This window comes from Vibrio sp. Vb2880 (assembly GCF_033337975.1).
GTDB classification, from domain to species: Bacteria; Pseudomonadota; Gammaproteobacteria; order Enterobacterales; family Vibrionaceae; genus Vibrio; species Vibrio alginolyticus.
The window spans coordinates 310,912-336,772 of the sequence record NZ_JAWORT010000001.1 but is presented as its reverse complement, the minus strand read 5'-3'; the positions used below and the strand labels follow the sequence as shown (position 1 = coordinate 336,772).

Here is a 25,861-nt window from a genome sequence, read left to right as displayed (position 1 = left end):
GCGTCAAATTAAAGATGTGATACCATTGCGTCAGTTCAACGTTGGATAGACAAAATGCAGACACAATCTGATTTCCTTTCATCACTTCAACATCAAGCTCACCAATCTTTCCAAAGGATTGGTGTTGTCATTCAAGGCGAGGCTTCTTGGCAAAATGCGTTGATGTCAGAGTTCCATAAAACGCAGCGCCATCAACGTTGGTTTTCTGTTGGTGATTTTGGTTTGAAAAACGTATCCAGTGTTTCGTCTAAACAAGGGCACATGTTGCTAGGCAGAGAGTGTGACGTTCTATTGTTTGATGCTCGAAATGGCTTTGACGCCAATAGTTTTACCGCCGCGCTTGGCTCATTGGTTGGCGGCGGTTTTCTTATTGTCATTACTGAGCTGCGACAAAATGCGAATTTTGCTCAGCAATGGATGCACAAACAATGGGAGAAGCTCGTTGTTATTGAGCAAGACAAACCATTGCCAACGGCTCCAGACATCAAGCAAGCAGAAAAAGAAAGCCACTACACGGAACAAGAACATGCCATTTCTCTAATTGAAAAGGTGGTGACAGGACATCGAAAGCGACCATTAATTTTGACCGCTGATCGTGGACGTGGAAAAACAAGTGCCCTCGGAATTGCGTGTGCGAACTTATTACAGCAGAAGCCGCTTAGAATCTTAATTACGGCACCATCTATAAAAGCCGTTGAGCCTGTTTACCAACATGCTTTACGTTTACTCCCTAGCGCACAGCGTATTAAGAAGGACAGATTAGAATCAGGGCAGGGAGCCATTCAATTTATTGCTCCAGATGAACTATTATTGAGTCGACCTGAATGTGATTTGTTACTTGTCGATGAAGCGGCTGCAATTCCAGTTCCTATGCTCAAGAGCATTACCGAACATTATCATCGACTCATTTTTTCTACGACTATTCACGGTTATGAAGGTTGTGGCCGGGGCTTTACGATTAAATTTGTTGATTGGCTTCAGAAACAGCGTTCGGGAATGAAAACGTGGCACATGACACAGCCCATCCGCTGGAGCATGAATGATGCGCTCGAATCATGGCTCTATGACGCGTTTTTGTTGGATGCGGAGTTAACGCACCATCAACTTAACCAGGTCGACTCAATTTCCCTTTCTAAAGCCGATAAGGACGATTTGATATCGCAGCCTAGTTTGCTGCGCGAGTGCTTCGCTCTTTTGGTTAATGCTCATTATCAGACCTCGCCGAATGATTTGATTCACCTTTTGCAAGACGACAACAGTCAGCTCTATTTTGCTAAGCAAGATAATGCGGTTGTGGGGGTAATATTAGCGGTCGAAGAGGGTGGGCTTGACGTTGAATTGGTTGAAGAAATTCAGCTTGGTAAGCGTCGTCCTAAAGGACACTTAGCCCCAGTTACGATTGCAAACCACCTAGGATTTCCGAATGTCGCGAATCTATCGACGCTGCGAGTCATGAGAATTGCTGTTCATCCGGAATTGCAAGGAAGAGGCATCGGTCAAAAAATGCTGCAGCAACTTGATCAAATGGCGGCTAAACACATTGCTTACTTATCCACGAGTTTCGGTGCGACGGAAGAGTTGCTCTATTTCTGGCTACAATCGAACTTCCGTGCAATTCGTTTAGGGTCAATGCGCGATGCTGCTAGCGGTTGTTATTCAGTCTTGATGGTCAAACCTTGTGATTCCCAACAGACGGCTTGGGTCGATGAATCTCAGACGCTATTTGAAGAAATGTTGTCTAACAATGTGGCTGACGTCTATCCAAAATTAGAAGCCTCTATTTTTCGAGCTCTATTACCGCAACCTTTGGGAATGAGTCCACTTCATCCCGCTAAGTTATTACTAATTGAATGCTATGCTGATGGTGGTAACAGTTATGAGTCCGTGTCTGCTTGGCTTCAGCAGTGGTTACTTAACTTAGGTTTGAACTCCGCTTCCGACTTGATGATCAGTAAGCTTTTTCTTAACCGTAGTTGGACTGAATGTGCTCAGCAATTTGGTTTACCTGGAAGAAGGCAAGTTGAGCAGCAGTTAAGGGACGAAGTAAGACACATTTGGAACGATTTACACTGTAAACACTAAAGGGAAATTTACACTGTAAATGAAATTATTAGGAGCTGATTTTACACTGTAAATCCAGCTCCTTTTTATTTCGGCGTGTATTTTGATTGAGCTTTAGGTTAAATCGAAATGCTCTCTTAATATCTGTTTAACCGTTATTGATGGATTACTTTCTTTAGTGACGTGAGCCCTATAATAAGAAATGCGAGGTTTGTTCAGAAAACGGATTTGGGTAGACTGAAAGTGTTGATGGGAAGCAAAGTGGTAAGGGTATGTGGAAGCTGTGTCTTGAGTTATCTGAAGATAAGACCAAGGTGATAGCCCGTCTTCCGGGAGAAGTGGACCTCGGTGGTGAGCTAAATCAAAATGAATTAAACGAGCAGCTCGTCGCAATGAACGCTGAAAAGATGTTTGTTGTTGAGGGGGAAGTCGTGAGATTCATTAACTGCGCCAAAGAACGTAAAGCCGAGGCCTACGAAGGCATCGTCATTGCGGAAAAACGCAACGCGCAAGTTGAGGTTGAATTATCGAATAATGACATGCTCGCCAGTATGAACGTTGTCGGCGCGTACGGAGGCCGAGGTTTACGTGGCCCCGAGATTGTTCAAGCCCTTGCTCAAGCGCGAGTTTCGAAAGGCATCAACAAACTGGCTTTGAAGAAAGTGTTGGTTGTCAGCACTCAGCTCAAACCCGGCGAAACTTTTTCTCAACCTGTAGCGGTTGGTAAGCAACCTATCAAAGGCAAAGACGCTCTTTTTACTCCTCTTGTTAAAGACATCACCAAACGCATCCTCAAACCCAAAGACGGCCAATCTGCTAGCGACAAAATTGATTTACGTAACCTCGGTGAAACTATCGCGGTTGACGTAGGCGATGAGGTGATGCGCCGCACGCCTGCGACCAAAGGTACGCCTGGTTTTACTGTTCAAGGGCGAGTGATTCCTCCACAAGCCGGAAAAGACAGCCCAATGAAGCCAGGCAAGGGCACCGAGATAAGCAAGCAAGACCCAAACCTATTGATTGCATCGGTATCCGGTACGCCTCTGATTAAAGACAAAACCATCGAAGTTGATAACGCACTCTGCCTCAATAGCGTTGGCGTGAATACAGGCCACGTGAAATTCAAAGGGAATGTGATTATCGGTGGCAACATTGAATCTGGCATGATTGTTAAAGCGACGGGTTCTATTACTGTAGGCGGCTTCATTGAATCGGCTGACGTACAAGCGCAAGACGACATCCAAGTTGGTAAAGGGATCATTGGCCACACCGTGAGTGATGGCCAGCCAAAGAGTTGTCACGTCAAAGCCAAAGGTTCGATTCGTGCCAGCTACGCCCAATATTGTGATTTGCAAGCCGGCGAAGATATTGAGTTGGCGGTGCACAGCATGAATAACGATATTGTTTGTGGGCGCAATCTGACGGTGCTAGACGCGAACGGTAGGAACGGCACGCTCAGCGGCGGAGATGCAAAAGTCGGTGGCAAAGTGGTGTGCTTACAATTGGGCGTAGAAGGCGACACCGCCACTAAGGTAGAAGCGTTCGCACGCTATTCTGCATTTAAGGAACGATTAGCAGAGCTTAAAGAACAATACAAACGCGCTCAAGAAGGCACGATGGATGTGATTCGTAAAGAGCTCGAATTTAAGAAACGTCCTAAAGCCGAACGTACCGACGAAGAACAAGCTCAGATTGACGTGATGAAAACACAAAACAACGAGCAGCTTGAAGCGATAAAGCAAAAGCTAGAACAAACGGAACATGACTTTGAAGTCGCGTTAGAAGAAAATATTGTCGAAGCCAAAGAGCGTGTCTTCACTCGCGTGACGGTGCAGTTTGGCGACGAACAAGTAACGACAAAGCGCACTCATGGCGGTTGTTCGTTCCGTTTCAATCAATACGAAATTAAAGTCTCGGCGAACTTGGAAGAAGAGGACGTCGCTGCGGTTTAAGCTTTCTTACTCACTGAGCCCACACGTCGCAACAAGATGTGTGGGCTTTTGTTTATCTACAAATCGACAATGTGCTCTTGATAGTAGTCCGCAAGCGCACCGACTTGGCTGCTACACATTACTTTCATTGCTTGTTTAATGTGTTCTATTGGCCAGTTCCACCATTGGATATTGAGTAGAGTTTCAATCTCTTTATCGCTGAATCGTTGACGTACGACTTGGTTGTTTCCAACCACCACCGAATAAGGTTGCACGTCTTTCGTCACTACGGTGCGTGCTCCGATGACGGCTCCATCGCCGATGTTTACTCCGGGCATGATCATCGCCTCGCTGCCAATCCAAACATCGTTCCCCACCACCGTGTCTCCGGCACGCTCGAAACCGTCTTGCACGCCTTCTCCAAATTCTTCAGGAGAGAAGGGGAAGGTCGAAATCCAGTCAATGCGATGACCTTGGTTTCCTGCCATCATGAAGGTAGCTCCAGAAGCGATGGAACAAAACTTGCCAATGATTAATTTGTCGATGCTATCGGGTTCTCTACTTTGCCATTCTTGAAGTGTGACGGGGTCACCCAACAAGTAGCGTACCGCTTGCTCTTCGAAGCTTTTTTGATGATAGAAGCCCGAGTAATAGCTGTAATCGCCAACGATGATATTGGGATTAGTGATGTGATCTTTAATGACTTGACCTTTTAACCACGTGTCGAAAACACTCATAACTCATCCTTTCAAATTTAGATTGTACTGAGTTTAGAGGCTTTCTATTATTTCCAGTAGTGTGATTTTAGAGATTCAGAATTACTGTATGGAAATAAAATGGCTCAGCTACGTACCACTTTACGTCGCTTTGTGCGAGGAGCGAAGTATTGCTGGCGCAGCAAAGCGCCTGAATTGTTCGAATGCGCATGTAAGTCGGCAACTTAAACAGCTTGAAGACATATTGTCGGTGCAGCTTATTCAGCGAACTACGCGCCAGTTTAATTTGACCTACGATGGTTTGCGGTTTTATCAGCAGGTAAAGAAACTGCTCGAAGGCGCTGAGCAGATCAATGAGCAAGTCATGGCAAACGAGATCGTATCGGGAAAATTGAGAATAGCGGCGTCCGCTTCTTTCGGAGCTGCGTTACTCAGCCAAACATTGATCGAGTTTCGATTGCAACATCCACAAGTGAGCGTCGAAGTGATCTTCACAGAGACACCTCTCGACTTGATTGAGGCTGGGTTTGATATCGCATTCTACTTTACCGATACTCCCCCAGAGGGATACGTCGGCCATCAGCTACGCACTTTACACTGTAAACCGATCGCTCATCGCTCGTATTTAGCTGATAAACCAAATGTAAGTACGCCAGAGGAGCTTGGTGACTTAGAGCACATCCTTTATAAAAGTCGTGACTTGGTGTTAGACAAGTGGACGTTTACGCATAAGCAAACTCAACAGCAGTGCAGCATTGAGTTAGAAAGTACGCTGAGTTTTAATCTTATCCAGTCCATGTTGGATGCTACTTTGGCTGGCTGTGGTGTAGCCATGTTAGATGAATTTGCACTGGCTAAACTCGACCCTGCACAAAAAGAAAAACTCGTGAGTTTGCTGCCAGAATGGCAAACGGATGCGATTTTGCCGCTTTATCTGCTTTACCCAAAACGTGAGCACTTACCAAGAAGAACGCGAGCGTTCATTGATCACTTTAGGAACATATATTCTGTCGGCGAATAGCGACAACAAACTTAGCAACAATTGAGGAAGCAAAGGAATGCGAAAACACTGTATTGCGATTGGCGGTGGGGGCTGGATGATGGGAGAGAATCCGAGCCCGCTCGATCAATACATTTTGTCTTTGTCTGGTAAGGAGAATCCAAACATTTGTTTTATACCTACAGCCACGGGAGATGCCGATGAAGTGATTGAACGTTTTTACGATGCGAAGCTTAGTGAAAACGTGACCCATTTTCCGCTGTTTAAGTTTGAAGCTGGTTGGAAAGAAACGTTATTTGAACAAGACATCATTTACGTCGGTGGCGGTAATACGCGTTCGATGTTGGCCATTTGGCGCGAATGGGGAATCGATAGAATACTCAAGCAGTGTTATGAACAAGGCATCATCATTTGTGGCATGAGCGCAGGTGCAATTTGTTGGTTTGAGTTTGCGGTGACAGACAGTGATCCCGAAGCATACCAAGTTATGCGTTGTCTTGGATTTATTGACGGTTTGGCTGCGGCGCATTTTTCTCATGTAGGTGAGAAGTTCGAGGTTTTCCAAGCCTTTGCTCGTTCTCAACCGAGCATCACTTGTTATGGCATTCACGATTATGCGGCATTGCACTTTGTTGATGGAAAATTGTTAGCTACTGTCACCAGCTTCCCTGATGCAGGCGTGTTGGTTAAAACAGGTAACGAAGAAAACATATTGCGAGGGTGAGCTTCTTCAAATCAGCATTAAAGGCAATAACTACTGACCGGACACAGAAGAAGCTCATGGATTCAGCTAACTTACATTAAGTATCGTGCTTACAGCTCGTAACGCAGACCTAAGTGGTAGTAGCTTTCGTCTGCGTGCGCACCGCCAAACGAGACTTCTTGTCCATTGCTGTAGCCACGCGAGCCGTTACGATCAACGTAGTTTGTGTAGATAGAAGAACGAGGCGTCAGTTTGTATTGCACTTCTAGCGTTGTATCTTTCAGCTCTAGCTCGTCACCATCACTGTTTTCTAAAGAACGATAACCAGCACGCAGTACCCATTTGTCATTTACACTGTAAACCGCCGTTAATTCCATCACTTTGTCGGTACTGGTTTGTGAGTAATAGCCCTCTAGTTCATCTTCCGAGTACAACGCACCCAACATCAAATCACCTAGGTAGTAACGCGTACCTGCGCCCCAGAATGTGTAATCGGTGTCGTTGCTTTCACGTGCATCACCTTTATTCTTCTGCATCGCCACCACTGGTGCCAAGGTACCCAAATTTCCCATGTCTAGCGTATAACGCAGTGCAGTGTTGTAACCGTAGTCGAGCTCAGAAGTGTTGTTTCCTAAAATGTACGCGACAGAAAAATCGAAATTACCTAGGTTGTTTTGGTATTGCAGCGTGCCATCTTGACGGAAAACTTGCGTCGCGGTTTTGTCGACTTTATTCGCTTGGCGCGCCATAGAAACATCGGAAGAGGCGAATACATCACCAATGTCGGTAAACATAATCAATCCAGATGCCACGCGACCACCTGTAATGCGACCATAATCTTTCGCATCAATACCTGCCCATACATAACGTGCGGTCAGAGACGGTTTGTCGTTTACTTGGTTTGCGTATTCAGCGGCACCCACTTGGTATTGCGCTTGGCCGATGATCGACGCGTACTCGTTGATGGTTTGTGAACCGTTTAAACCAATACGGCCATCAAACTCGCCATTTGCATCGCCGTGCTCGTCATTTTTACTGGTGACATTGAAACCAAGACGAGAGTAAATATTTAAAACTGACCCATCTTCCGCTTGATACAGCTGCGCTGCCATTGCGTTTGATGCCATCAACGTAGGGAGAAGTAGAGTCAAAATGTGCTTTTTCATGATTAACGACCTTTCATTTCTATTGTTTTAGGTACGACAAAGCCCCTTCCGAGTAACGGAATAAGAAAAATTGTCGTGAAGTAGAGAGAGGGGGCGCCCTTGTTTGCCAAGGGCGCGAGCTAGTCCATTCCTATAGGGGAAGAATGATTTAGCTTAAATCGACGTCTTTGCAGCCAAAGAAGTAAGTCGCGAGGAAGCCGACGATGTAAGAGATAAGCAGGCCAGCAACAAACACCATCATGCCCGGGAAGATGCCATTTTCAGATGTCATGAGAGGAATTGCCACGATACCGGACGGGCCAAACACCGTATTAAGACCAACTGGTAAGCCAAGGTAAGAAACTAAACCGATAAAGAAGCCGCCCGCAGCACCACCAATACAAGCGGTAACAAATGGTTTTACGCGTGGTAATGTCACGCCGTAGATCAATGGTTCGCCAATGCCTAGAAGACCCGGAATAATAGCGCCTTTAACTTGAGTGCGCAGTAGAGCGTCTTTTTTTGCTTTGAAATACAGCGCCATTGACGCGCCAACCTGACCGCCACCAGCCATCGCCAGGATAGGAAACAGCGAGTTAAAACCCTGTGCTTCCATCAATGCGAAGTACACAGGAACAAAACCCTGGTGGATGCCAAATACCACAGAAATTAAGAACAAACCTGCCAAGATTGCAGCACCTAATGGGTTATCGTTCAAGTTGAGGAACAACCAAGACATCCCTTTAAACAGCTCGCCGCCGATTGGCATGATGATCAAAAAGGTTACCGCACCCATGATCAACAGAGTGATAACGGACGTTAAGATCATGTCCAGATCATCTGGCATGTATTGACGAACCTTACGCTCGACTTGCGCACCGATGATCGCTGCTAAAAGTACGCCGATAATGTTGCCGCGCGGATCAATCGCAAAGCCGAAAAACTCGTTCATGCCAGAGTAAATGCCGGATGTCGCCTCTGGGTTGTAACCCAGCACAAACAAAGAGGCGAGAATGGCACCATTAACACCAGAGCCGCCAAACGCTTGCTGCGCGTTGTAACCAATCAGAATACTTAGGAAAGCAAACAGACCCTTACCAAAGACTTTCATGTAGGCGATCAAATCCAACATAAACTGGCTTGGTGTCTGGTCGAGAACAAACATCTGTTCCAATAACGTCGCAAAACCTAGCAACAAACCAGCGGCAATAAAGCCTGGGATCAACGGCGTAAAGATGGTGGCAAACTTGCTTAAAAAACGCTGAACCGCACTGGTTTGCTTACTCTTCATCTGTTTTTTCTGCTCGGCTGCGACGGCAGAAAGATCTTGTTGCGGCATATCTGCTTCTTCACTGTCACCAGAGGTTAAGCTGTCGATCAATTGATTCATCATCTCAGCCGCTTGTTGAGCTTTTCCGGGACCGAGAATGATCTGAAACTGCTCATCGCTTTCCACCACACCCATTACGCCGGGAATTTGCTTGATAACTGACTGATCAGCCAAACCATTGTTGGCGAGCGATAAACGCAAACGCGTCATACAGTTACCACATTTGCTTACGTTGCTGCTGCCACCCACTGCGGACAGCAACTGCGATACTGTGTTTGAAGTTATTTTTGCCATAGGGTCTATCCTTCAGAACTCGGATTATTTAGTTATTATTTAGTGCTGCGCGAATAAAACCGTTGTGCGCGGCGAGGCGTGATTTGGCTTGTTCGGCATCCAAATCGGCCAAAATCATTAAGATGGCAGTTTTGCAGTGGCGATCGCAGGCATTTAATGCTCGCTCTGATTCTTCTTTTGATGCGCCAGTTGCTTCTACAACAATGTTGGTTTGGCGTTGGATGAGCTTGGCGTTGGTGGCCTCTACATCCACCATTAAGTTGCCAAATACCTTACCGCTACGAATCATTGCACCTGTCGTGAGCATGTTTAACACCAGTTTTTGTGCGGTGCCGGCTTTCATGCGAGAAGAGCCAGTGACAACCTCTGCGCCAACTATCGGCAGAATCGCGATGTCGGCCGCTTTTGCCATGGCACATTCCGGATTACAGGCGATAGATGCGGTCGTAGATCCGATGGATTTAGCGTAGTCCAAACCACCTAGCACATAAGGTGTACGGCCACTTGCAGCGATGCCTACAACCACATCATTCTTGGTGAGGTGAAGTGCTTTTAAGTCGTCTTGACCCATTTTCGCGTTGTCTTCTGCGTTTTCTACCGCTTTTAAAATCGCTTGATGCCCACCAGCAATTAAGCCAATCACCATATCTGGATGCGTGCCGTAGGTAGGAGGACACTCGCTTGCATCAAGAATGCCTAAGCGACCTGACGTACCAGCTCCCATGTAAATTAAACGGCCACCATTTGCAAAAGCTTGGGTAATTGCGTCAACTGTCTCTGCAATTTGTGGTAGCACCGCTTTTACCGCGAGCGGGACTTTTTGATCCTCTTCATTAATGACTTGCAGCATCTCGATGGTCGAAAGCGTATCGATCTCGGCACTGGCTGGGTTACGGCTTTCTGTCACCAATCTGCTTAAATCAATTTTCATGTTTTGCACTCTTCGTAATGTTCAATCTGAGGGCGATTTTATGGAATAAAATATTCAGGTTTGGTGATAAAAATCACACTTGAGGTTATTCTTTATGCAGGAGAAATTTGGAATAATGAGAGAAAATATACGTCTATTACGTCCGGGATTAACTGTCTTGGTTAGAATAATCAGGGGGTTAAATCAAACGCCTATTATTTCTGATTTGGAATAATTTATTTAAAATTTTTGAGGTTTTTGTTGTGTCAGTTATCAATAAGATAGTCGCGAGGCGTACTCAGCTTTCGCAAAGTGGTCGTTTGGTTGGCGATTGGATTGTTGAAAACGCAGAAAAGGCGGCGCTGCTCACTAGCCAAGAACTTGCGGCGCAAGTAAAAGTGAGTCAATCGAGCATTGTGAAATTTACTCAGCGTATCGGCTTTAAAGGTTACAGCGAGTTTAAATTAGCTCTGAATGAAGAGATTGGCCGTAAGCATGCGATGCAGTCGACACCGCTGCACAGTGATATTTTGGCTGACGACCCCATTGCGGTAATTTCACAGAAACTGGTGAAAGCGAAAACCGACGCTATGTTTCAAACTACCAATACGCTGTCTTACGAAGCGTGTCACCAAGCGGTGAAATGGTTGAGTGAAGCGCGTCGAGTGCAAGTGGTCGGGATTGGGGGCTCTGCACTGACCGCGAAGGATTTAAGCTTTAAACTGCTTAAACTTGGTATTACGGCGCTTTCTGAACAAGACAGCCACGTGCAGATTGCTGTTGCCCGCACGCTCTCTCCAGAAGATGTTCAGATCGCAATCTCGTTTTCGGGTGAGCGCAAAGAAATTCTCGTCGCGGCAGAAGCGGCAAAAGAGCAGGGCGCGAAGGTGATTGCGTTATCTGCGCCAGGAAGAAGTCGCTTGCGCGGTATTGCCGATATTACGTTTGATACGATTGCCAATGAAACGGAACATCGCAGCTCATCCATTGCTTCGCGTACCGCGCAAAACGTGATCACCGATTTGCTGTTTATCATCTTGGTTCAGCAAAGAGACGACAGTGCCCGTCAGTTGATCAGCGATATCAGTACCGACATCAAACAGATCCTCACATGATCGCTTGTTTAACAGCGGACTAGAGATCCGGATCGTGCCTCAGCAAAGCAATAAAAGCAGAGAGATGTTTTTCAATGGTGAGATCGGCAGAAATCGCTGGTAACTCCAACGTGATGCAAGGTAAATCACGTTCACTACACCAAGTGCCGAATGAGCCGGGTGTTTCGTAGTCGATATCGTCAACGATTGGCAGTTGGAACTGCTCGCCGAGCCATTTGGCAAGGTCGGAATGTTTGGGATCATCCACAAAAGCAAGCGGTTCATGAAACGACACCACAAACTTTGGCTTGCGCAGTTCAATCAAGTTAATTAATGCGCTAACTTCAGGCTCTAGTTGGTTTTTAGTGCCAGTTTTCACCTGTACGTCTCGAACGGGTGTGTGAGAGCTCCATCGATACACTGTGCCATGCTCAGTCCAATTTTGGGTTGGAAACGCGCGATTGAGATCCACTTGGTTTGCATTTGCGCGTGTGCCTAGTTGGTTGCCGTCAGGATTCATTGACAGAATCACATCATGTCGTAAGTTTTCAGCAGGCAAGCTTCTTAGCGCGCAGGACAAACCTGCAATCGAGGCCGTCTCGTCCCCGTGAGTGCCTGCCAAAATCAAACCTCGCGAAGCACTTTCGACTTGAGCCGGAAAATACAGTAATGGCGCACCAAGCACGGATTGACCGTATGATGTTGGCCGAATTAAAAATGCCGCTCTTTCCGTTCTTGGAATTAGACTCACCGTAATCTCCTGATTGATGAAGTAGTATCAATATCTAAGCTAATTACACCTAGCTAAACTGAACCGTTTAAACTCGTCAACGGTTGAAATGTTAATTGTGGCACTTGCTTCACAAGACGCGTTAGGAGAACGAAAAACGATATGGATTTTAAAAAACATTCAACGGCGTTGCTGATTTCCTCTTTATTCACCCCTTTTCTTTCTGCATCTGTCGTTGCAGATACCTTACCTAACGGCGTTCAACTCGCCGCAGAGCAACATTTGGTACGTGCGAATGACGCAGAGGCGGCAACGCTTGATCCGGCAAAAGCCGAAGGTCTGCCAGAAATGCACGTGATTCGTGACTTATTTGAAGGGCTGGTGATTCAAGATCGTGACGGAAACATCATTCCCGGAGTGGCGGAATCGTGGGAAACCAAGGACAACCTAACCTTTGTTTTTCACTTACGCAAAGATGCGAAATGGTCGAATGGCGAGCCTGTGACGGCGGATGATTTTGTCTATTCACTGCGCCGAGCAGTAGATCCGAAAACCGCTTCTCCAAATGTTTGGTATCTCAAACTCACCAAGATCAAAAACATCGCCGATGTGGCAGAGGGCAAAAAGCCTTTGGACGATCTCGGTATCGCGGCGGTGGATAAATACACCTTACGTTTTGAGTTGGACAGTCAAGTTCCGTACTTTGTTGCTATGACCGGGCACACGTCCATGATGCCAGTGCATCAAGCGACAGTGGAAAACCGCGACAAGCCGTGGAGCGATCCAGACCAATTTGTTAGCAACGGTGCATTCACATTGGATAAGTGGGTCGTGAATGAGCGCATTGAACTGGTCAAGAACCCAAATTACTGGGACAGTGCTGATACGCATTTAAACAAAGTGACTTACATTCCGTTTGAAAACCAAAACGCGTCGATCAATCGCTATGCGGTAGGTGAGGTGGATATCACGTCAGATGTACCTACTCATATGGCGCAGAAGCTTAAACAAGATTACAAGCAGGCTTACACGGTGGTGCCATTGCTGTGCACGTATTACTACGCGTTCAATACCACTCGTCCACCATTTGATGATGCGCGAGTGCGTCAAGCGGTATCGTACTCCATCATGCGCGATGTGATCACGAATGGTGTCACTCAAGTCGGCAACCTTCCTGCTTATACTTTTGCGCATCAGTACACCGCAGGGTTTGATGCAACGCCGCCAGAATACAGTAACTGGAGTCAACAACAACGTGATGAGAAAGCACGTGAACTGCTGAAAGAAGCGGGATACGGTGATGGCAAACCTTTGGATTTCAAATTGCTGTACAACACCAGTGAGGCAAATAAATCGATCGCCGTTGCAATAGCCTCGATGCTACACAAGAATCTCGGTGCAAACGTTGAGTTAGAAAATCAAGAGTGGAAGTCGTACTTAGTGGCGCGTAAACAAGGCAATTTCGATGTGATGCGTGCGTCTTGGTGTGGTGATTACAACGAAGCGTCCACTTTCTTGAGTTTATTGCGTTCAGGTTCTTCGGGTAACTTTGCACGTTACAGTAGCCAAGCGTACGACAACGCGATGAACAGTGCATTGGCCGCAACGGATGAGAAAGCGCGCCAAGGTTTCTATGATCAAGCCGAGCAACTGTTGGCGGCAGATATGCCAATCGCGCCGATTTACTACTACATGCAAGCGCGTTTGGTTCGCCCTACGGTTGGCGGTTTTGCCAAAAACAACGTAGAGGGTCGTATCTACTCGAAAGACCTTTACATTAAAAAGTAATGCTTAGCTGTTCGTTGAAGTGAGCACAAAGCCCTGCCGAGTCAGTTCGTGGGGCTTCGTGTTTCTACGTTATGTTGCAGAGGTCGCTGATAGCTTGCTAACCAGCGCAGCCACGCGCTTGCCGAGGTATTCTGCCGTGGCAACATCGGAAGAGTGCAACTGACCATCTTCACCGCCTTGAGCAACAATGCCACCTTGCACACCGTAGCGATTCAGGTTTTGCTCCCCAGAATTGCTGATCTTATCCAACCCGACCCACATCATGCCGTGCTGGTATGCAAAGGTTTGAAGGTATTGCAGTGTGCAAGATTGATCGCCATTCAACGCTCCTCCGCTAGTAAAACCTGCTGCCACTTTGTTTGCCCACTTCTGGTGGTACCAAGATTCACTGCTCGCATCGGCAAATGCTTTAAACTGCGCAGCCACGCCACCCACGTAGGTCGGTGAGCCAAAGATAATCGCATCACACTCAGCAAGCTCATCCATTAAGTGAGGGTTCACAAAACGTCCCTCAATAATCTCACTGCCTTCAATTCGGTGAGAGAGGATTTCACATTCACCTTGCTGCTTAATGCCTTGTTGTTCAACGCCTGCGGCAATCGCGCGAGCAAGCTGACCAGTAACGTCGGTTTTAGAGAAATAAATAATCGCAATTTTGGACACAATGGTTCCTTTTTTCATTGTTGATTTTTAATCGTGCGACTAAGGCTAAAACCTCAAGCTAAGTTGAGGTCAACACTAAAACTTAAAAAGAAGTGCATTAAAAAAGCCGATGTAGATACATCGGCTTTTTAGTGGGTTATTTCTTTCTGCGAGTATAAATCCGAGATTTTACTTTACTTGGCTCTGGCTTGTTTTTCGCCAGCTTTAGCACTGCTTTTTGCAAAATCTGGTTGTTTGGGTAAGTGATCAAGTTACCGTTGTCGTGCTTAATTAACACGTGAAACATGCTGATTTCTTGAATCTCACCGCAGATGTCTTCATCTTTGTCTACGACTTTAATTCGGTCACCCACTCGATATGGGAAGACAAAAAAGATCAAAAAGCTGGCAGTGATGTTGCTCAGAATTGACCACTGCGCAATAAACGCCACACCTAATACGGCAAAAATGGACGATAGGAACAAAGACACATCGCCATAGCCAATACCTGTGATAATGGCAAAAACAGAGGCGGTCAAAAATAGCAGCGCGACATTGAAACAGCGCTGAATAAAACTCAAACGAGCCTTTTTTACACCTTTCGTTGTTGCCAAATTTAGGATGGCTCGATTTACAATCCTCTTCAGGATGCGATACGCGATCAGGACAAAAATGCCCATCAATAGTTTGTAACCGAGGGAGCCCGTAGTGAAATACTGGCTCACTTGCTCTAATTGGATCCAATCATTCATTTCTTCATCTCGACGATATCTAGAAAGCGGCTTTTATAGCTGATTTTTTGCTGTAAGTAATCACAATTTTTCTTTACACCATTTGTCTCTGTGTTGAGGTACCACAGAGTACTATATTGGTTAATCAAAGACTTAGTGAGCATTGCGAACTCTTTGGCTTCATTACTTATATTCAACCAAAGCTGACGTGATTTTGAAAAGAGCAATCTTTGAGCTGTATCCCATATCCGACATTCTATGACGCTAGTTCCTTATAAACGAGCTGAATATGACTTTTGTCCTGATAACCTAAGGTGTATTAATTGAAATAGCTTTTAGGGCGTTGAAAAATGGAAGAAGATGAAAAGGCGATTATGATTTTATTCGTGATTGTTGGCCTTGTACTCGTTTGGGTCGCGCTTGAAGAACTTAATTATCTCGGGCTCACAATAAAATAAGCCCCGTTAAACACAAGTTAAACGGGGCCCTTGTCTTTTATCAATGTGAATTCAGGCTAGCTAACCGCACGCACTTTGCCTTGTTTCAAATCGTTCAGCACTTGCGCTTTAGGACCATCTGCAATGATGCTGCCTTTTTCCATCACAATTACGCGATCAACGATGTCGAGCATAGACGTTTTATGCGTAATCAGAATCAGCGTTTCACTAGGTTTCAACTGTGCTAATTGATGCTTAATGTGCATCTCTGAGCGGTTATCCATCGCACTGGTTGGTTCATCCATGAGTAGAACAGGAGGACGACCCAAAAATGCACGAGCGATCGTGACTGCTTGACGTTGACCACCCGAAAGCATTGCACCACCTTCACCAACTTGGCGTTCTAAGCCCGCTGGGTCAGATTGCGTAAACGCAGTAACACCGGCACGATTCGCTGCGTCTAGTACGTCACGGTCATCGGTTAATGGGCGACCTAGCGTAATGTTGTCGCGGATAGAACCAAAGAACAGATTGGAATCTTGCGGCACACAACCAATATTACGGCGAATGTCGACATGATGCAGCTGTGCGATGTCGGTATCATCAATGCGAACATGACCTTCCGTCGGCTGATACAAGCCCATGATGAGACGCTCTAACGTGGTTTTACCCGAACCGATACGGCCTATGATCGCTACTTTTTCGCCTGGGTTAATGGTCAAGCTCAAATCTCGAATCGACGCCACCGGTGAATCTGGGTAGTGGAAGGTCACGCGTTCAAGTTCAATTTTGCCTTGTACTATTGGACGGTGAATGTAACGTTTACCTTCTTCTTGTTCATCCGGCATTTCCATGACTTGATTGATAATTGTCATAGAAGACTTCGCTTGGTTGTAGCGCGTAGAGAGTAAGGATAACTGAACCAAAGGACCTATCGCGCGGCCGCTAAGCATGGTTGCGGCAATCAAACCACCCATGGTTAAGTCGCCCTCTGCAATCAAGTAAACGCCTAGGATGATCATCCCTACGTTACTACTTTGCTGCACAAAACCTGCTGCGTTTTGAATGCTATCCGTAATTCGTCGGCTTTTTATATTCCAGTTCGCCATGTGCGCAACTGCCTCTTCCCAGCGGTATTGGAATTGGCTTTGCGCACTGAGCATTTTTACGGTTTCTAACCCAGCCAAGCTCTCTATCAAATTGGCATATTTTTGCGATGCTAGGCGTGAACCCTCCTCAATGGAGCGGCGCAGCGGCCCTTGTATCAGTAGCGAGTGAATAATCAAAATGACCACGCCCACCATCGGTACATACACAAGATCGCCAGCCATTAGCCATATAATCACTAAGAATAAAATGGCAAAAGGCAAATCAATGAGAGCACTGACGGTCGCTGAAGTAAAAAACTCTCGAATAGATTCGAATTCTTGTAAATGGCGAGCGAAGGCACCGACCGAAGGCGGCTTCGATTCCATTCTAATCCCCATCACTTTGCTGAACAGTTTGGATGAAATCAGAATGTCAGACTTCTTGCCCGCCACATCAATGAAGTAATTTCTCAGCGACTTGAGAATGAAGTCGAACAGGAACACGACAAAGATGCCACTTGCTAGTACCCATAGGGTTTCAAACGCAAGATTCGGAACCACTTTGTCGTACACCAAGCGAGTGAATAGCGGAGCGGCAACCGCAAAGAGGTTGATGAGAAGTGATGCGATTAAAACATCACGGTAGATGCGTTTTGACTGCCACAAGGTGGACCAGAACCAGTGGCCTTCGTTGGTTTTGAGCACTTCGGGAGAGCGCTCATCGAAACGGAATTGCTTTTTAACTAAAAAGTACCGACCAGTGTATTGCTCAAGTAGGTCTTCTAATGGAATAGAGATCGGCACCATTCCACTTTCTAGGGTGGTGACTTCGGCCTCGCGTTTCTCCATATTGATGCTGTTGAGAACGCAAGAGTCACCGCCTTTAAGAACTAAGATTGCCGGCAGAATTAGGCTGGAGATGCTCTCCAGCTCTGCGCGGTTTTCCTTGGCAACCAATCCGGCCCTTTCCGCTGCTCTTGGTAGCAAAAATGGGGTCAGTTTACCGTCAGATAGCGGTAGTCCGTTGACTAGCGCTTCTGGCGAGTTAGCTAACCCATAGTAACGGCTAACGTAGATGAGCGAATTCAGTAAAGGGTCTTTCATCGTTGATAAACCTTTTTATTCCTTGTCGACGATGAATCCTTGGAATACCTCAACAAAGTGTTCAGTGAGGAAATCCAACTGGATTTGAGTTTCGATACGCGATGCGATAGTCGTAATACCAAGGTTGTGGGCAGTACGAGAGATCGACGTTAGCGTGAATTTCTGTTTTTCGTCGTGCAAGTTGTGTGTGAATAGGTAATCGAGCTTCACATAGTTCGGGCGGAACTCTTGGATGTATTCCAAAGATTGGAAGTTACGTCCGTAGTTATCTACGCCGAACTCAGCACCTGATTGGCGAATGGCATTACATAACAGTGCTGCGTGGTGAGGCTGATCGATAAAGCATTCCTCTGGAATTTCAAAGTGTAGCTTAGAGGCGACTTTGGCGTGTTTTTCCAGCATGCTAGTTGTCCAGCGAATAAACGATGGTTGAGACAAGCTGCTTTGCGCGATGTTAATCGCGACTGGGTCATTAAGTTCACCACTTTCTAGCATCTTAATCATTGATTCAATGACATACTGGTCAAAGATGTTGGTGGCGTCTAACTGTTCTAGTGCGAATAGGTATTGATTCGCACGATACGTTTCACCATCTTTTTCGATGCTTGAAAATACTTCGTTGTGGAATACTTTACCCCATGTGTTTTTCGCAGCTTGGAAACGGAATTTAACCCAATCACTATGAATGGCTTCTTCAACCAACGCTTTCCATTGCTGTTTACCCATCAAACTAGAAGGTGTATCACTGCCAATGAAGCCGTATGGCTTGTCTGGTTGCGCTTTGGCTTTCGATAGTGCGTTGTCCACCATCGAGAGGATTTCAGAGCGCGTTTTCTGATCTTTGCTGTGTGCAACCCCTAGTGACGCTTTAGGTTTTGCTAAGCCTGTTGGGTCAGTATTTAGGCCGTTCACACAATTGACGATGCTGTCCGATAAAATGCGTAACTCGCTCTCATCCATATGAGGGAAAAGCAAACCGAACTCATCACTAGATAAGCGAGCAATAGTGGCACCCGGTACATCAATGGTGTTTTTCAAACGTTGAGACAGTTCTTTAACGTGGGCATCTGCGCGTTGGTAATCTTTGGTCTCGTAAATGTCCCCAATGTATTCAGCATGGAGTAGCGCGATACCCCCTTGCGTTTGCTCTGCAAGCCATTGGTCGATTTGGTTGATGTAGAATGAGCGGTTACCCAATTTAGATATAGGATCGAGGTAAGCCTGAGCACGCAGACGTTGCGCCTCTTTGGCTTGCTCTTTGAATGATAGCTCGATTTGAGCAGACATCATGTTAATGCCATCTACCACCGCGATAAGATCTTTGGTTCTTGGACGAGCAAGCGGTTCACCAAATTGGTTATTCGCGATTTCATGCATTTTATTCACGATGGCCGTTAACGGCTTTAGCGAGCGACGTAGGATATATGAAATTGCCACTAAACCAGCTAGAAAAATGACACTGAATACAGACAGCAACCCAATAAAACCTTGCCAGAGCTGCTCGTAAGCTGCGCCTGGGTGGCTAATGATTTCTACTTCGGCGAGCTGCATCCAACCACTGGTCACAACACGCTTATCGTGAATCGCTTTAAATAGATTCATGTCGATAAACCATTGTGGCACCGTACTTGGTTTAACTGGGTAAGTACGCACGATCTGGTAGTCAGAATCTAATGCTGTAAGGCGAACAACTGAGTAGGTGCTGCCGTCAAACAGAGCATTAATCACGGACTCAACCGCGACTTTATCTTTGTCCTTTAGGTAAGGAGCCAGTGCCAAACCTACGGTGTTAATAGTGTTGTTGACCTCTGAACGTTGCTGTTGCTCCAAGCTGTCTCGAGTCGTGTTGAATTGGATTACGAATACTGATGCCAACAAGAGTATAAAGACCGTAACCATCCCCACCACAAGCTTCTTATATAGGGTCATGTTTCTCACTCGTCATAGTTAATTTTAGGTTTATTTAACTGCAACTTACGTTCGCGCGAGCGTAAGTCATTCCAAAGGCTCAACCGTGATGCTTTCCCTGCCAGCTCTCCAGTGCTAGCAGATGACTTCATCAACCACAGGTTTGTACCATTAAAACTGTATATCGGTAGCAAGTCGCTACGCTTAGAGGCTCGGACAATGTCAGGATTGATATTATCGAGAATGAGCGGCTCAGAACTTGGGGTAGGGTAGTAAGCTAATACCATGTGAAACTGATTCAGTTCGATGGCTTTTACGTATATTAAGCGCATCTTTGAATCTGGTATTCCTAGCTCGAGTAAAGAGAAGTACTTAGCAATAGTGAAATCTTCACAGTCTCCTGCGTTACTCCCTAAAAATTCGAGTGGCGTAGCCCAATAATCTGTCTTTCCCCACAGTTTTATGTCGTCAACGAAATACAGCTGATTAAAAAAGTCGTTAACGCCAGCGAGCTGTTCATGAGTCTCTAATTGTTTAAATAAGTCGAGGTTCTTTCGCCATGTATTTACGCGCAATCCCGCACGTTCGCCGTACACCGCTGTGACCGTATTGACCCATCGTTGTTCTTTACTGTTCAGCGCACCAAGTTGGAACGACAAACAACTTAAGCTGATTAATAATGTAACTTTACGCTGCAAATTGGATCGCATATTCGACTCGTATCACAAGTATACTCTTCTAGAGAGTTCGTCAGTGAGAAATAAGTGCTTTTTATTTAATCACTTATCGCTCAATACTCTCTATCGCGAGTATCTTAATGTGGTTTACTCCTTCAAGGCGTTAGTTTTGGCACTTAAGATAGGCTTAAGTAGATACTCCAAAACGGTTCGCTTCCCTGTGATGATATCGACCGATGCTGTCATTCCTGGAATGATTGGTAAATCTGCATCTTGACCAAAGTTTGTTTTTTCGGTGCGTACACGAACAATGTAGAAGCTGTTGCCTTCTTCATCTTGAGTGGTATCCGCGCTGATATGTTCCAACTCTCCCTCTAAACCGCCGTACTTTGTGAAGTCGTAAGCTGTAAATTTCACGATAGCATGAAGATCTGGGCGTAAAAATGCGATGTCTTTTGGCGCAATTTTCGCCTCTACCAATAGTGTGTCTTCTGTTGGTACGATCTCGACGATATCCATACCAGGTTGGATAACACCACCGACAGTATTGATGTTCAGTGTTTTGATTTTGCCTGTTACTGGCGAATTCACAACCGTTCGGTTTACTCTATCTTCCAAGCCCACCGCTGATTCAACCAAGGCAGATAACTGGTCTTGGGCGCTGTTGAGTTTCTCTTGCTGTTCAGAGCGGAATTTGAGTGCAACATCAATACGGTTGAGCATGGATTCTCGAATCGCTGATTGCAATACGGGAATCTTGAGCTCACTGGACGTCATTTCACGACGGGTATCGTTGACTTGGCGCTGTAATTTGAGCAGTTCAATACGAGGAACAACGCCCTCGTCTGCCAAAGGTTTGGTGATATCGAGTTCTTTTTTCGCGTATTGGTAGCTTTGACGCAAGTTCCTTACTCGTGCTTGGATCTCTACCAAGTCCTGCTGCTTTTGCTGCACTTGTTGGTCAATAACAGAAAGTTGGTTGCGTAAATTATCTAGATCTTCGCGATATTCTGCTTTTTGACGCTGTGTGAGTTGAGGTCGAGTCTCTTCCAAGGTTGGTGGGAAGGTCAGTTTACCGTAATCAAGTAGTACACTTTGACGCCAGTTTTCCGTTTCAAAATCACGATTAACGGCAACACTGTTAATAGAAGCGGATAGTTGCAGCACAGATGCGGTAAGGTTGGCAACTTGTTGCTCACGTTCACGAAAATCTGAGCGAAAGCGGGTGTCGTCGATAAGCAGTAACTGTTGGCCTTTTTCAACCAACTGACCTTCTTTGACCAAGATTTCTTTGACTAAGCCACCTTCTAAGTTTTGGACTACTTGTATCTGTGAGGAGGGAATCACTTTGCCTTGACCAACCGTGACTTTGTCGATTTCAGCCCAAGATGCCCAACCTATTGCTGCAATGAAAAATAGCACCATAACCCAGAGCATAAAACGCGCGCTGTTGGGGGTATTGAGGAGCAATGCTGCAGTTTTGTCATCAACAAAATCCAACTCTTCATCGTTGAGTTTGTTGTAGTTATCTCGGCTCATCACAGTCCCTGCTTATATAATTACGGATTATCTTTTTGATCTTATTATTATTAACCGATCATGTCAGCATGCTCGGCTAATAAAATATGAGAAGAGGGTTATTCTCTCTTCAAATGAGCTTTCTTACACTTTCTAAATCAAACAAAAGCATAATTAGCGCCGGAGTATAGCTATTACGCCTTGAACTTGGCTTTATCCAACTGATGTTTTTTTAGTTTGTCGTACAAGGTTTTGCGTGATACCTGTAATTCTAGTTGAACCTCTTTGAGTCTGCCGCGATGTCTTTGCAATGCATCGAATAACAAGCAATATTCAAAGTATTCTGTGCGCTGAGTCATACTCTGAATTTCAAGACTTTTCTCACTGTTCCAATCTTCCATTCTAAAAGTATCTGGCTTGAGGGCACGAAGTTCAGCAAATTGGCGTAGCTGCTTAACGTTTTCTGGCCATTCGAGACTGGTGAGGTGTTTGACCTCTTCTAGGCTGATATGTGGTGGCTGTAACTGATATCGACTCGCTGTGTGGCGCACAAAGTGCTTGTATAAAGGCCCTATATCTTCCTTTCTTTCATCGAGCGTTGGTAAGCGAATTAGAGTCGCCAGGGATTTTAGAGGTGGCTCGGCTTGGGTGGTCGCGCCAAAAACACGCTCAAGTTTTGGGTGCTTGAATAAGTATTCCCATTGCTCAAATGATACATGCTCTGCGCTATGTAAGTACAAACTGCAGTGGCGTTTTCCTTCACTTAAGCGGTGTATGGCTTTGTCGAGCGCTTCTAATGAAAGCTCATAGAGGTCTTCACCAGAAGCGGCGATTAGCTCACTGTCCGGTGTTGCATGTATGTCGTGGGCAAATTGTGCAGCGAGTCGCCGACCCGTACCATCTTGACCTACAAAAATGAGCGGCTGGCTTGTGGGCGCACTGATCAAGGCGCGACGAATGCTCACCATGGCCTTACTGTGACCAATCATTTTCGGACCAACATGAGTTTGCATGTCGAGCTCTTTCTTAAGCCAGATGTTTTCTTGCAACAAGTTCAGTTTATCGCTGGCATTGTTGAGCGATTTCATGAGCTGTTCCGTTGAAAACGGTTTTTCTAGAAAGTCGTACGCGCCGCTTTTCATCGCATCTACCGCGGTTTTCACATCTCCATGTCCAGTAAGTACGATGAATTGAAAGTGATCGTTTTTGCTTCGCAAAGTTCGCATAAACTCCAAGCCATCCATCACGGGCATATGGATATCGGTAATGATAATCGCAGGCATATTTGAGTCGATTACGCGTAAGGCTTCTACTGCGTTTGGTAAGCAGGTGACGTCTATCCCTTCAATCAGCAGGGCTTGAGACACGGCATCACGAATGTGTGGTTCGTCATCAACAAAGAAAACTGGGTTATTCATGGTCGTTTTCCACTTCTGGGGTACGTTTATTCTGATTGACTATTGGTAGCGTCACGATAAAGGTCATCCCTCCTGCTTGTTGTTCTGTGCTCTGATGTTTATAGGCACAGAGGGAGCCGTGATAGCTCTCTAAAATGCGTTTGGAGATGGTCAAACCTAATCCTAAGCCCTCTGGCTTAGTCGTAAAAAATGGATCAAAGATTTTTGCTAGGGCTTCGTCCGACATGCCAGGCCCGTTATCGGAAACAAGAATGTCGCAACTGTCATCATGACACTGAACAGCAATGGATATTTGCGGATCGATACAGTGGTTTTCCATCGCTTGTGCCGCGTTGTGGAAGAGGTTTATCAGCACTTGTTCTAATTCAACGCTGTGAATGGCCAGCTTCACATCATAGTCGATGGCCGGAACTTTTAGTGTTACTCCTTGCTTAATAAGCTTGTTGCTCAAAATGCTGGTGGCAGTATGTACCGCGTCGTGCAGTACTGAGATTTCATTGTGTGAATCGTGCGTGGCTTTCCGAGTAAAGACTTTTAAGCGGGCAATGACTTCCGAAATGGTGTCATTAAGTGTCAGCATTTTGCCCAAATTGTCGGCGACCATTGGGTATTTTTCCATTGCCAACAAACGCTGCGAGTTTTCGGTATAGGTTCTTAGTGCGGAAAGTGGCTGATTTATCTCATGATTAATACTGGCAGACAGCTCGCCCAACAGTGCCAATTTCGCGGCTTGCGTCAGCTCTTGTTGTGTTTGTTTAAGCTCTTGTTGGCTTTGTTCATATTGGCGGATGGTCTGTTGTAGCTTTTGGTTGGCTTCACTCAGAACTAGTGTCCGTTGCACTACTTTTTCTTCTAGGCTCACATTGAGATGGGCAAGGCGTGCTTTGTTAACTAGGGTTTGGAACCACGCTAACGCAATTAGAGCAATGAGCGCATATAAGATCAGGAAGACGATATCGGCCTGTAAAACGGCGGCAAGAACGCTGTTGTGGTTAATTAAGGCAACGACGCGAAACCCTTTATCCAATAAGTGTGTTGCGTATGCGAGGTAATTCGGTGATAGAAGCAATTGATTGTCATCAAACTCCGTGACACCACTGTGTGCCGTTAACTCACCAAAATATTCGGGTAAGGTATCGCCATATTGACGCGTTTCGGTAAGTTCATTTATTGCACTCGATGACAGTGGGAAAAGTGCACGATAGCGCCAGTCTGGTAAATTGCTCATAAACACGACATTGTGTTTATCTGTAATGAGTACGTCAGTCGTGGTTTGCGAAAGGCGCTGTTCTAATTGCTCCAAATTCACTTTTACTGTGATCACGCCAACGACTTCCTCATTTACCCACAGCGGAGACGAGAAGAAGTACCCACGTTTATTCGAGCGCACGCCTAATCCAACGTATTGAGCGGGCTCACCGCGTCGCGCATTTTTAAAATAGGGGCGATAGCTAAAACTAGAGCCAACAAACGTATCTTCTTGCTGAAAGTTACTTGAGGCAATGACTAACCCGGTGCGGTCATGAACGTAAATAGTATCGGCCAAACTTTGCTTCAACCAATCTGATAACAGTAGGTTGAGCTCTTGAGAGGGCGTTCCGCGCTCTACTGCTTTGAGTAGTCTTGGGTCGTGACTTAATAGGTTTGGTATCTGTTCAAACTTTGCCAGTTCGTAGTCCACTTCTTGTGACACTTGCGCGGCTTGTCTCTCTAGCTTTTGTTGCCATTGATCATGTTGGTATTGAGTTGCGTAATGATGAGTAAGCGCAAGCCCTGAAATGCCGACGGCACACAGTAGCAGTAAAAAATGACGTAGGGCTTTGGGGTTGAGTAAGTTCACGATCGGCTCACTGGTTTTTTGTGTCATGGTATCAAATGACGCACTGTGATGCTGTGAGCGGCAACGATAACAAGCACAATGATGTCCTTGTATTTCCTCAGTATCGGGAGCACAATCGACAAAAACGAGTGAAGGAGTAAAGATGGAACTTGCTGATATTCGTCGTGAGTACACCAAAGGTGGGCTGCGTCGTAAAGATTTGAAAGCTGATCCTATTGATCAATTTAATCTGTGGCTAGAGCAAGCAGTTGAAGCGGGTTTAACGGACCCGACTGCGATGACAGTTGCAACGGTTGATGAAAATGGCATGCCGTTTCAACGCATTGTTCTATTGAAAAACGTCGACAAAGATGGTTTTGTGTTTTACACCAACCTAGGCAGTCGCAAGGCCCAGCAGCTAGAGCATAACAGCAATATTAGTTTGCACTTCCCTTGGCACCCGTTAGAGCGCCAAGTTCATATTACTGGTGTGGCTGAAAAGCTTACCGCCGTAGAGAATATGAAATACTTTACTTCTCGTCCTAAAGAGAGCCAGTTGGCCGCAATCGCGAGCAAACAAAGTAGCCGTATTTCTGCCAGAGGTGTGTTGGAAGGTAAGTTTTTAGAGCTAAAACAGAAGTTTGCTAAGGGTGAAATACCAGTACCAACCTTTTGGGGGGGCTTTCGCGTAAAACCAAAGAGCATCGAATTTTGGCAAGGTGGCGAACATCGCCTTCACGATCGTTTTCTTTTCTCCCAGCATGATGGAAGTTGGGACATTGATCGTTTAGCGCCATAGGCTTATGGTCCCTGATGAG

20 protein-coding genes are annotated in these 25,861 nt (G+C 45.8%); 7 read left to right on the top strand and 13 right to left on the bottom strand.

The window, feature by feature from the left end; genetic code table 11:
* Positions 1-54 precede the first annotated feature (54 nt).
* Both R7M92_RS01440 and R7M92_RS01435 read left to right on the top strand, forming a co-directional pair.
* A complete protein-coding gene (locus R7M92_RS01440; RefSeq protein ID WP_318132535.1) occupies positions 55-2,082 on the top strand; it encodes a tRNA(Met) cytidine acetyltransferase TmcA in 2,028 nt (675 codons plus the stop codon).
* A gap of 251 nt (positions 2,083-2,333) precedes the next feature.
* The gene (locus tag R7M92_RS01435; RefSeq protein WP_167415796.1) at positions 2,334-4,013 is read left to right on the top strand and encodes a DUF342 domain-containing protein; all 1,680 of its coding nucleotides are present in this window, start codon (positions 2,334-2,336) and stop codon (positions 4,011-4,013) included.
* Positions 4,014-4,069: 56 nt separating this feature from the next.
* Here R7M92_RS01435 and catC read toward each other — a convergent pair whose 3' ends face one another.
* Entirely contained in the window at positions 4,070-4,729 is a 660-nt protein-coding gene (gene catC, locus R7M92_RS01430) for a type C chloramphenicol O-acetyltransferase (protein ID WP_025516497.1), read from the bottom strand.
* An 88-nt stretch (positions 4,730-4,817) separates the two neighbouring features.
* On the opposite strand from catC, the gene R7M92_RS01425 reads away from it, so the two are divergent.
* Both R7M92_RS01425 and R7M92_RS01420 read left to right on the top strand, forming a co-directional pair.
* Positions 4,818-5,729: a LysR family transcriptional regulator gene (locus tag R7M92_RS01425; RefSeq protein WP_213960599.1), complete on the top strand. Its 912-nt coding sequence runs from the start codon at positions 4,818-4,820 to the stop codon at positions 5,727-5,729.
* A 37-nt stretch (positions 5,730-5,766) separates the two neighbouring features.
* Positions 5,767-6,432 carry a peptidase E gene (locus R7M92_RS01420; RefSeq protein WP_054700563.1) on the top strand — a complete coding sequence of 222 codons (666 nt, stop codon included), beginning with the start codon at positions 5,767-5,769 and terminating at the stop codon, positions 6,430-6,432.
* 89 nt (positions 6,433-6,521) lie between these two features.
* On the opposite strand, the gene R7M92_RS01415 is transcribed toward R7M92_RS01420, so the two are convergent.
* The 3 genes from R7M92_RS01415 to murQ all read right to left on the bottom strand — a co-directional run bounded on the left by R7M92_RS01415 (position 6,522) and on the right by murQ (position 10,111).
* Entirely contained in the window at positions 6,522-7,577 is a 1,056-nt protein-coding gene (locus R7M92_RS01415; protein WP_054576525.1) for a porin, read from the bottom strand.
* 148 nt (positions 7,578-7,725) lie between these two features.
* Positions 7,726-9,180 carry a PTS N-acetylmuramic acid transporter subunit IIBC gene (gene murP, locus R7M92_RS01410; RefSeq protein WP_025500819.1) on the bottom strand — a complete coding sequence of 485 codons (1,455 nt, stop codon included), beginning with the start codon at positions 9,178-9,180 and terminating at the stop codon, positions 7,726-7,728.
* A gap of 28 nt (positions 9,181-9,208) precedes the next feature.
* Positions 9,209-10,111, bottom strand: coding sequence for an N-acetylmuramic acid 6-phosphate etherase (gene murQ, locus R7M92_RS01405; RefSeq protein ID WP_318132534.1), 903 nt, complete (start codon positions 10,109-10,111; stop codon positions 9,209-9,211).
* Between the two features lie 242 nt (positions 10,112-10,353).
* On the opposite strand from murQ, the gene R7M92_RS01400 reads away from it, so the two are divergent.
* Positions 10,354-11,205, top strand: a complete 852-nt coding sequence (locus R7M92_RS01400; RefSeq protein ID WP_033907250.1) for a MurR/RpiR family transcriptional regulator — start codon at positions 10,354-10,356, stop codon at positions 11,203-11,205.
* A 19-nt stretch (positions 11,206-11,224) separates the two neighbouring features.
* Here R7M92_RS01400 and mpaA read toward each other — a convergent pair whose 3' ends face one another.
* Positions 11,225-11,935, bottom strand: a complete 711-nt coding sequence (mpaA, locus tag R7M92_RS01395; RefSeq protein WP_033907251.1) for a murein tripeptide amidase MpaA — start codon at positions 11,933-11,935, stop codon at positions 11,225-11,227.
* A gap of 141 nt (positions 11,936-12,076) precedes the next feature.
* Between mpaA and R7M92_RS01390 the strand changes: the two genes are divergently transcribed.
* Complete coding sequence (locus R7M92_RS01390; protein ID WP_017447110.1) at positions 12,077-13,702, top strand: ABC transporter substrate-binding protein; 1,626 nt, start codon at positions 12,077-12,079, stop codon at positions 13,700-13,702.
* Positions 13,703-13,771: 69 nt separating this feature from the next.
* Here R7M92_RS01390 and R7M92_RS01385 read toward each other — a convergent pair whose 3' ends face one another.
* From R7M92_RS01385 to R7M92_RS01350, 8 genes are all read right to left on the bottom strand, one after another.
* Entirely contained in the window at positions 13,772-14,365 is a 594-nt protein-coding gene (locus R7M92_RS01385) for a flavodoxin family protein (protein WP_318132533.1), read from the bottom strand.
* Positions 14,366-14,501: 136 nt separating this feature from the next.
* Positions 14,502-15,095 (bottom strand): mechanosensitive ion channel family protein, encoded by a 594-nt coding sequence (locus tag R7M92_RS01380; protein WP_213897461.1) that lies wholly within the window; start codon positions 15,093-15,095, stop codon positions 14,502-14,504.
* A gap of 493 nt (positions 15,096-15,588) precedes the next feature.
* Entirely contained in the window at positions 15,589-17,703 is a 2,115-nt protein-coding gene (locus R7M92_RS01375) for a type I secretion system permease/ATPase (RefSeq protein ID WP_005374556.1), read from the bottom strand.
* A 15-nt stretch (positions 17,704-17,718) separates the two neighbouring features.
* On the bottom strand, positions 17,719-19,632 hold the full coding sequence (locus tag R7M92_RS01370) for an EAL domain-containing protein (RefSeq protein WP_182016056.1): 1,914 nt from the start codon (positions 19,630-19,632) through the stop codon (positions 17,719-17,721).
* A gap of 5 nt (positions 19,633-19,637) precedes the next feature.
* The gene (locus R7M92_RS01365) at positions 19,638-20,321 is read right to left on the bottom strand and encodes a transglutaminase-like cysteine peptidase (protein ID WP_005374561.1); all 684 of its coding nucleotides are present in this window, start codon (positions 20,319-20,321) and stop codon (positions 19,638-19,640) included.
* A gap of 114 nt (positions 20,322-20,435) precedes the next feature.
* The gene (locus tag R7M92_RS01360; protein ID WP_005374562.1) at positions 20,436-21,827 is read right to left on the bottom strand and encodes an HlyD family type I secretion periplasmic adaptor subunit; all 1,392 of its coding nucleotides are present in this window, start codon (positions 21,825-21,827) and stop codon (positions 20,436-20,438) included.
* A gap of 173 nt (positions 21,828-22,000) precedes the next feature.
* Positions 22,001-23,224, bottom strand: a complete 1,224-nt coding sequence (locus tag R7M92_RS01355) for a sigma-54-dependent transcriptional regulator (protein WP_085569455.1) — start codon at positions 23,222-23,224, stop codon at positions 22,001-22,003.
* Positions 23,217-25,091, bottom strand: a complete 1,875-nt coding sequence (locus tag R7M92_RS01350; protein ID WP_053308002.1) for a sensor histidine kinase — start codon at positions 25,089-25,091, stop codon at positions 23,217-23,219. Before R7M92_RS01350 ends, R7M92_RS01355 begins: the two co-directional genes overlap by 8 nt.
* 115 nt (positions 25,092-25,206) lie before the next feature.
* On the opposite strand from R7M92_RS01350, the gene pdxH reads away from it, so the two are divergent.
* Complete coding sequence (gene pdxH / locus R7M92_RS01345) at positions 25,207-25,842, top strand: pyridoxamine 5'-phosphate oxidase (RefSeq protein ID WP_005374570.1); 636 nt, start codon at positions 25,207-25,209, stop codon at positions 25,840-25,842.
* The last annotated feature ends 19 nt before the right edge of the window (positions 25,843-25,861 follow it).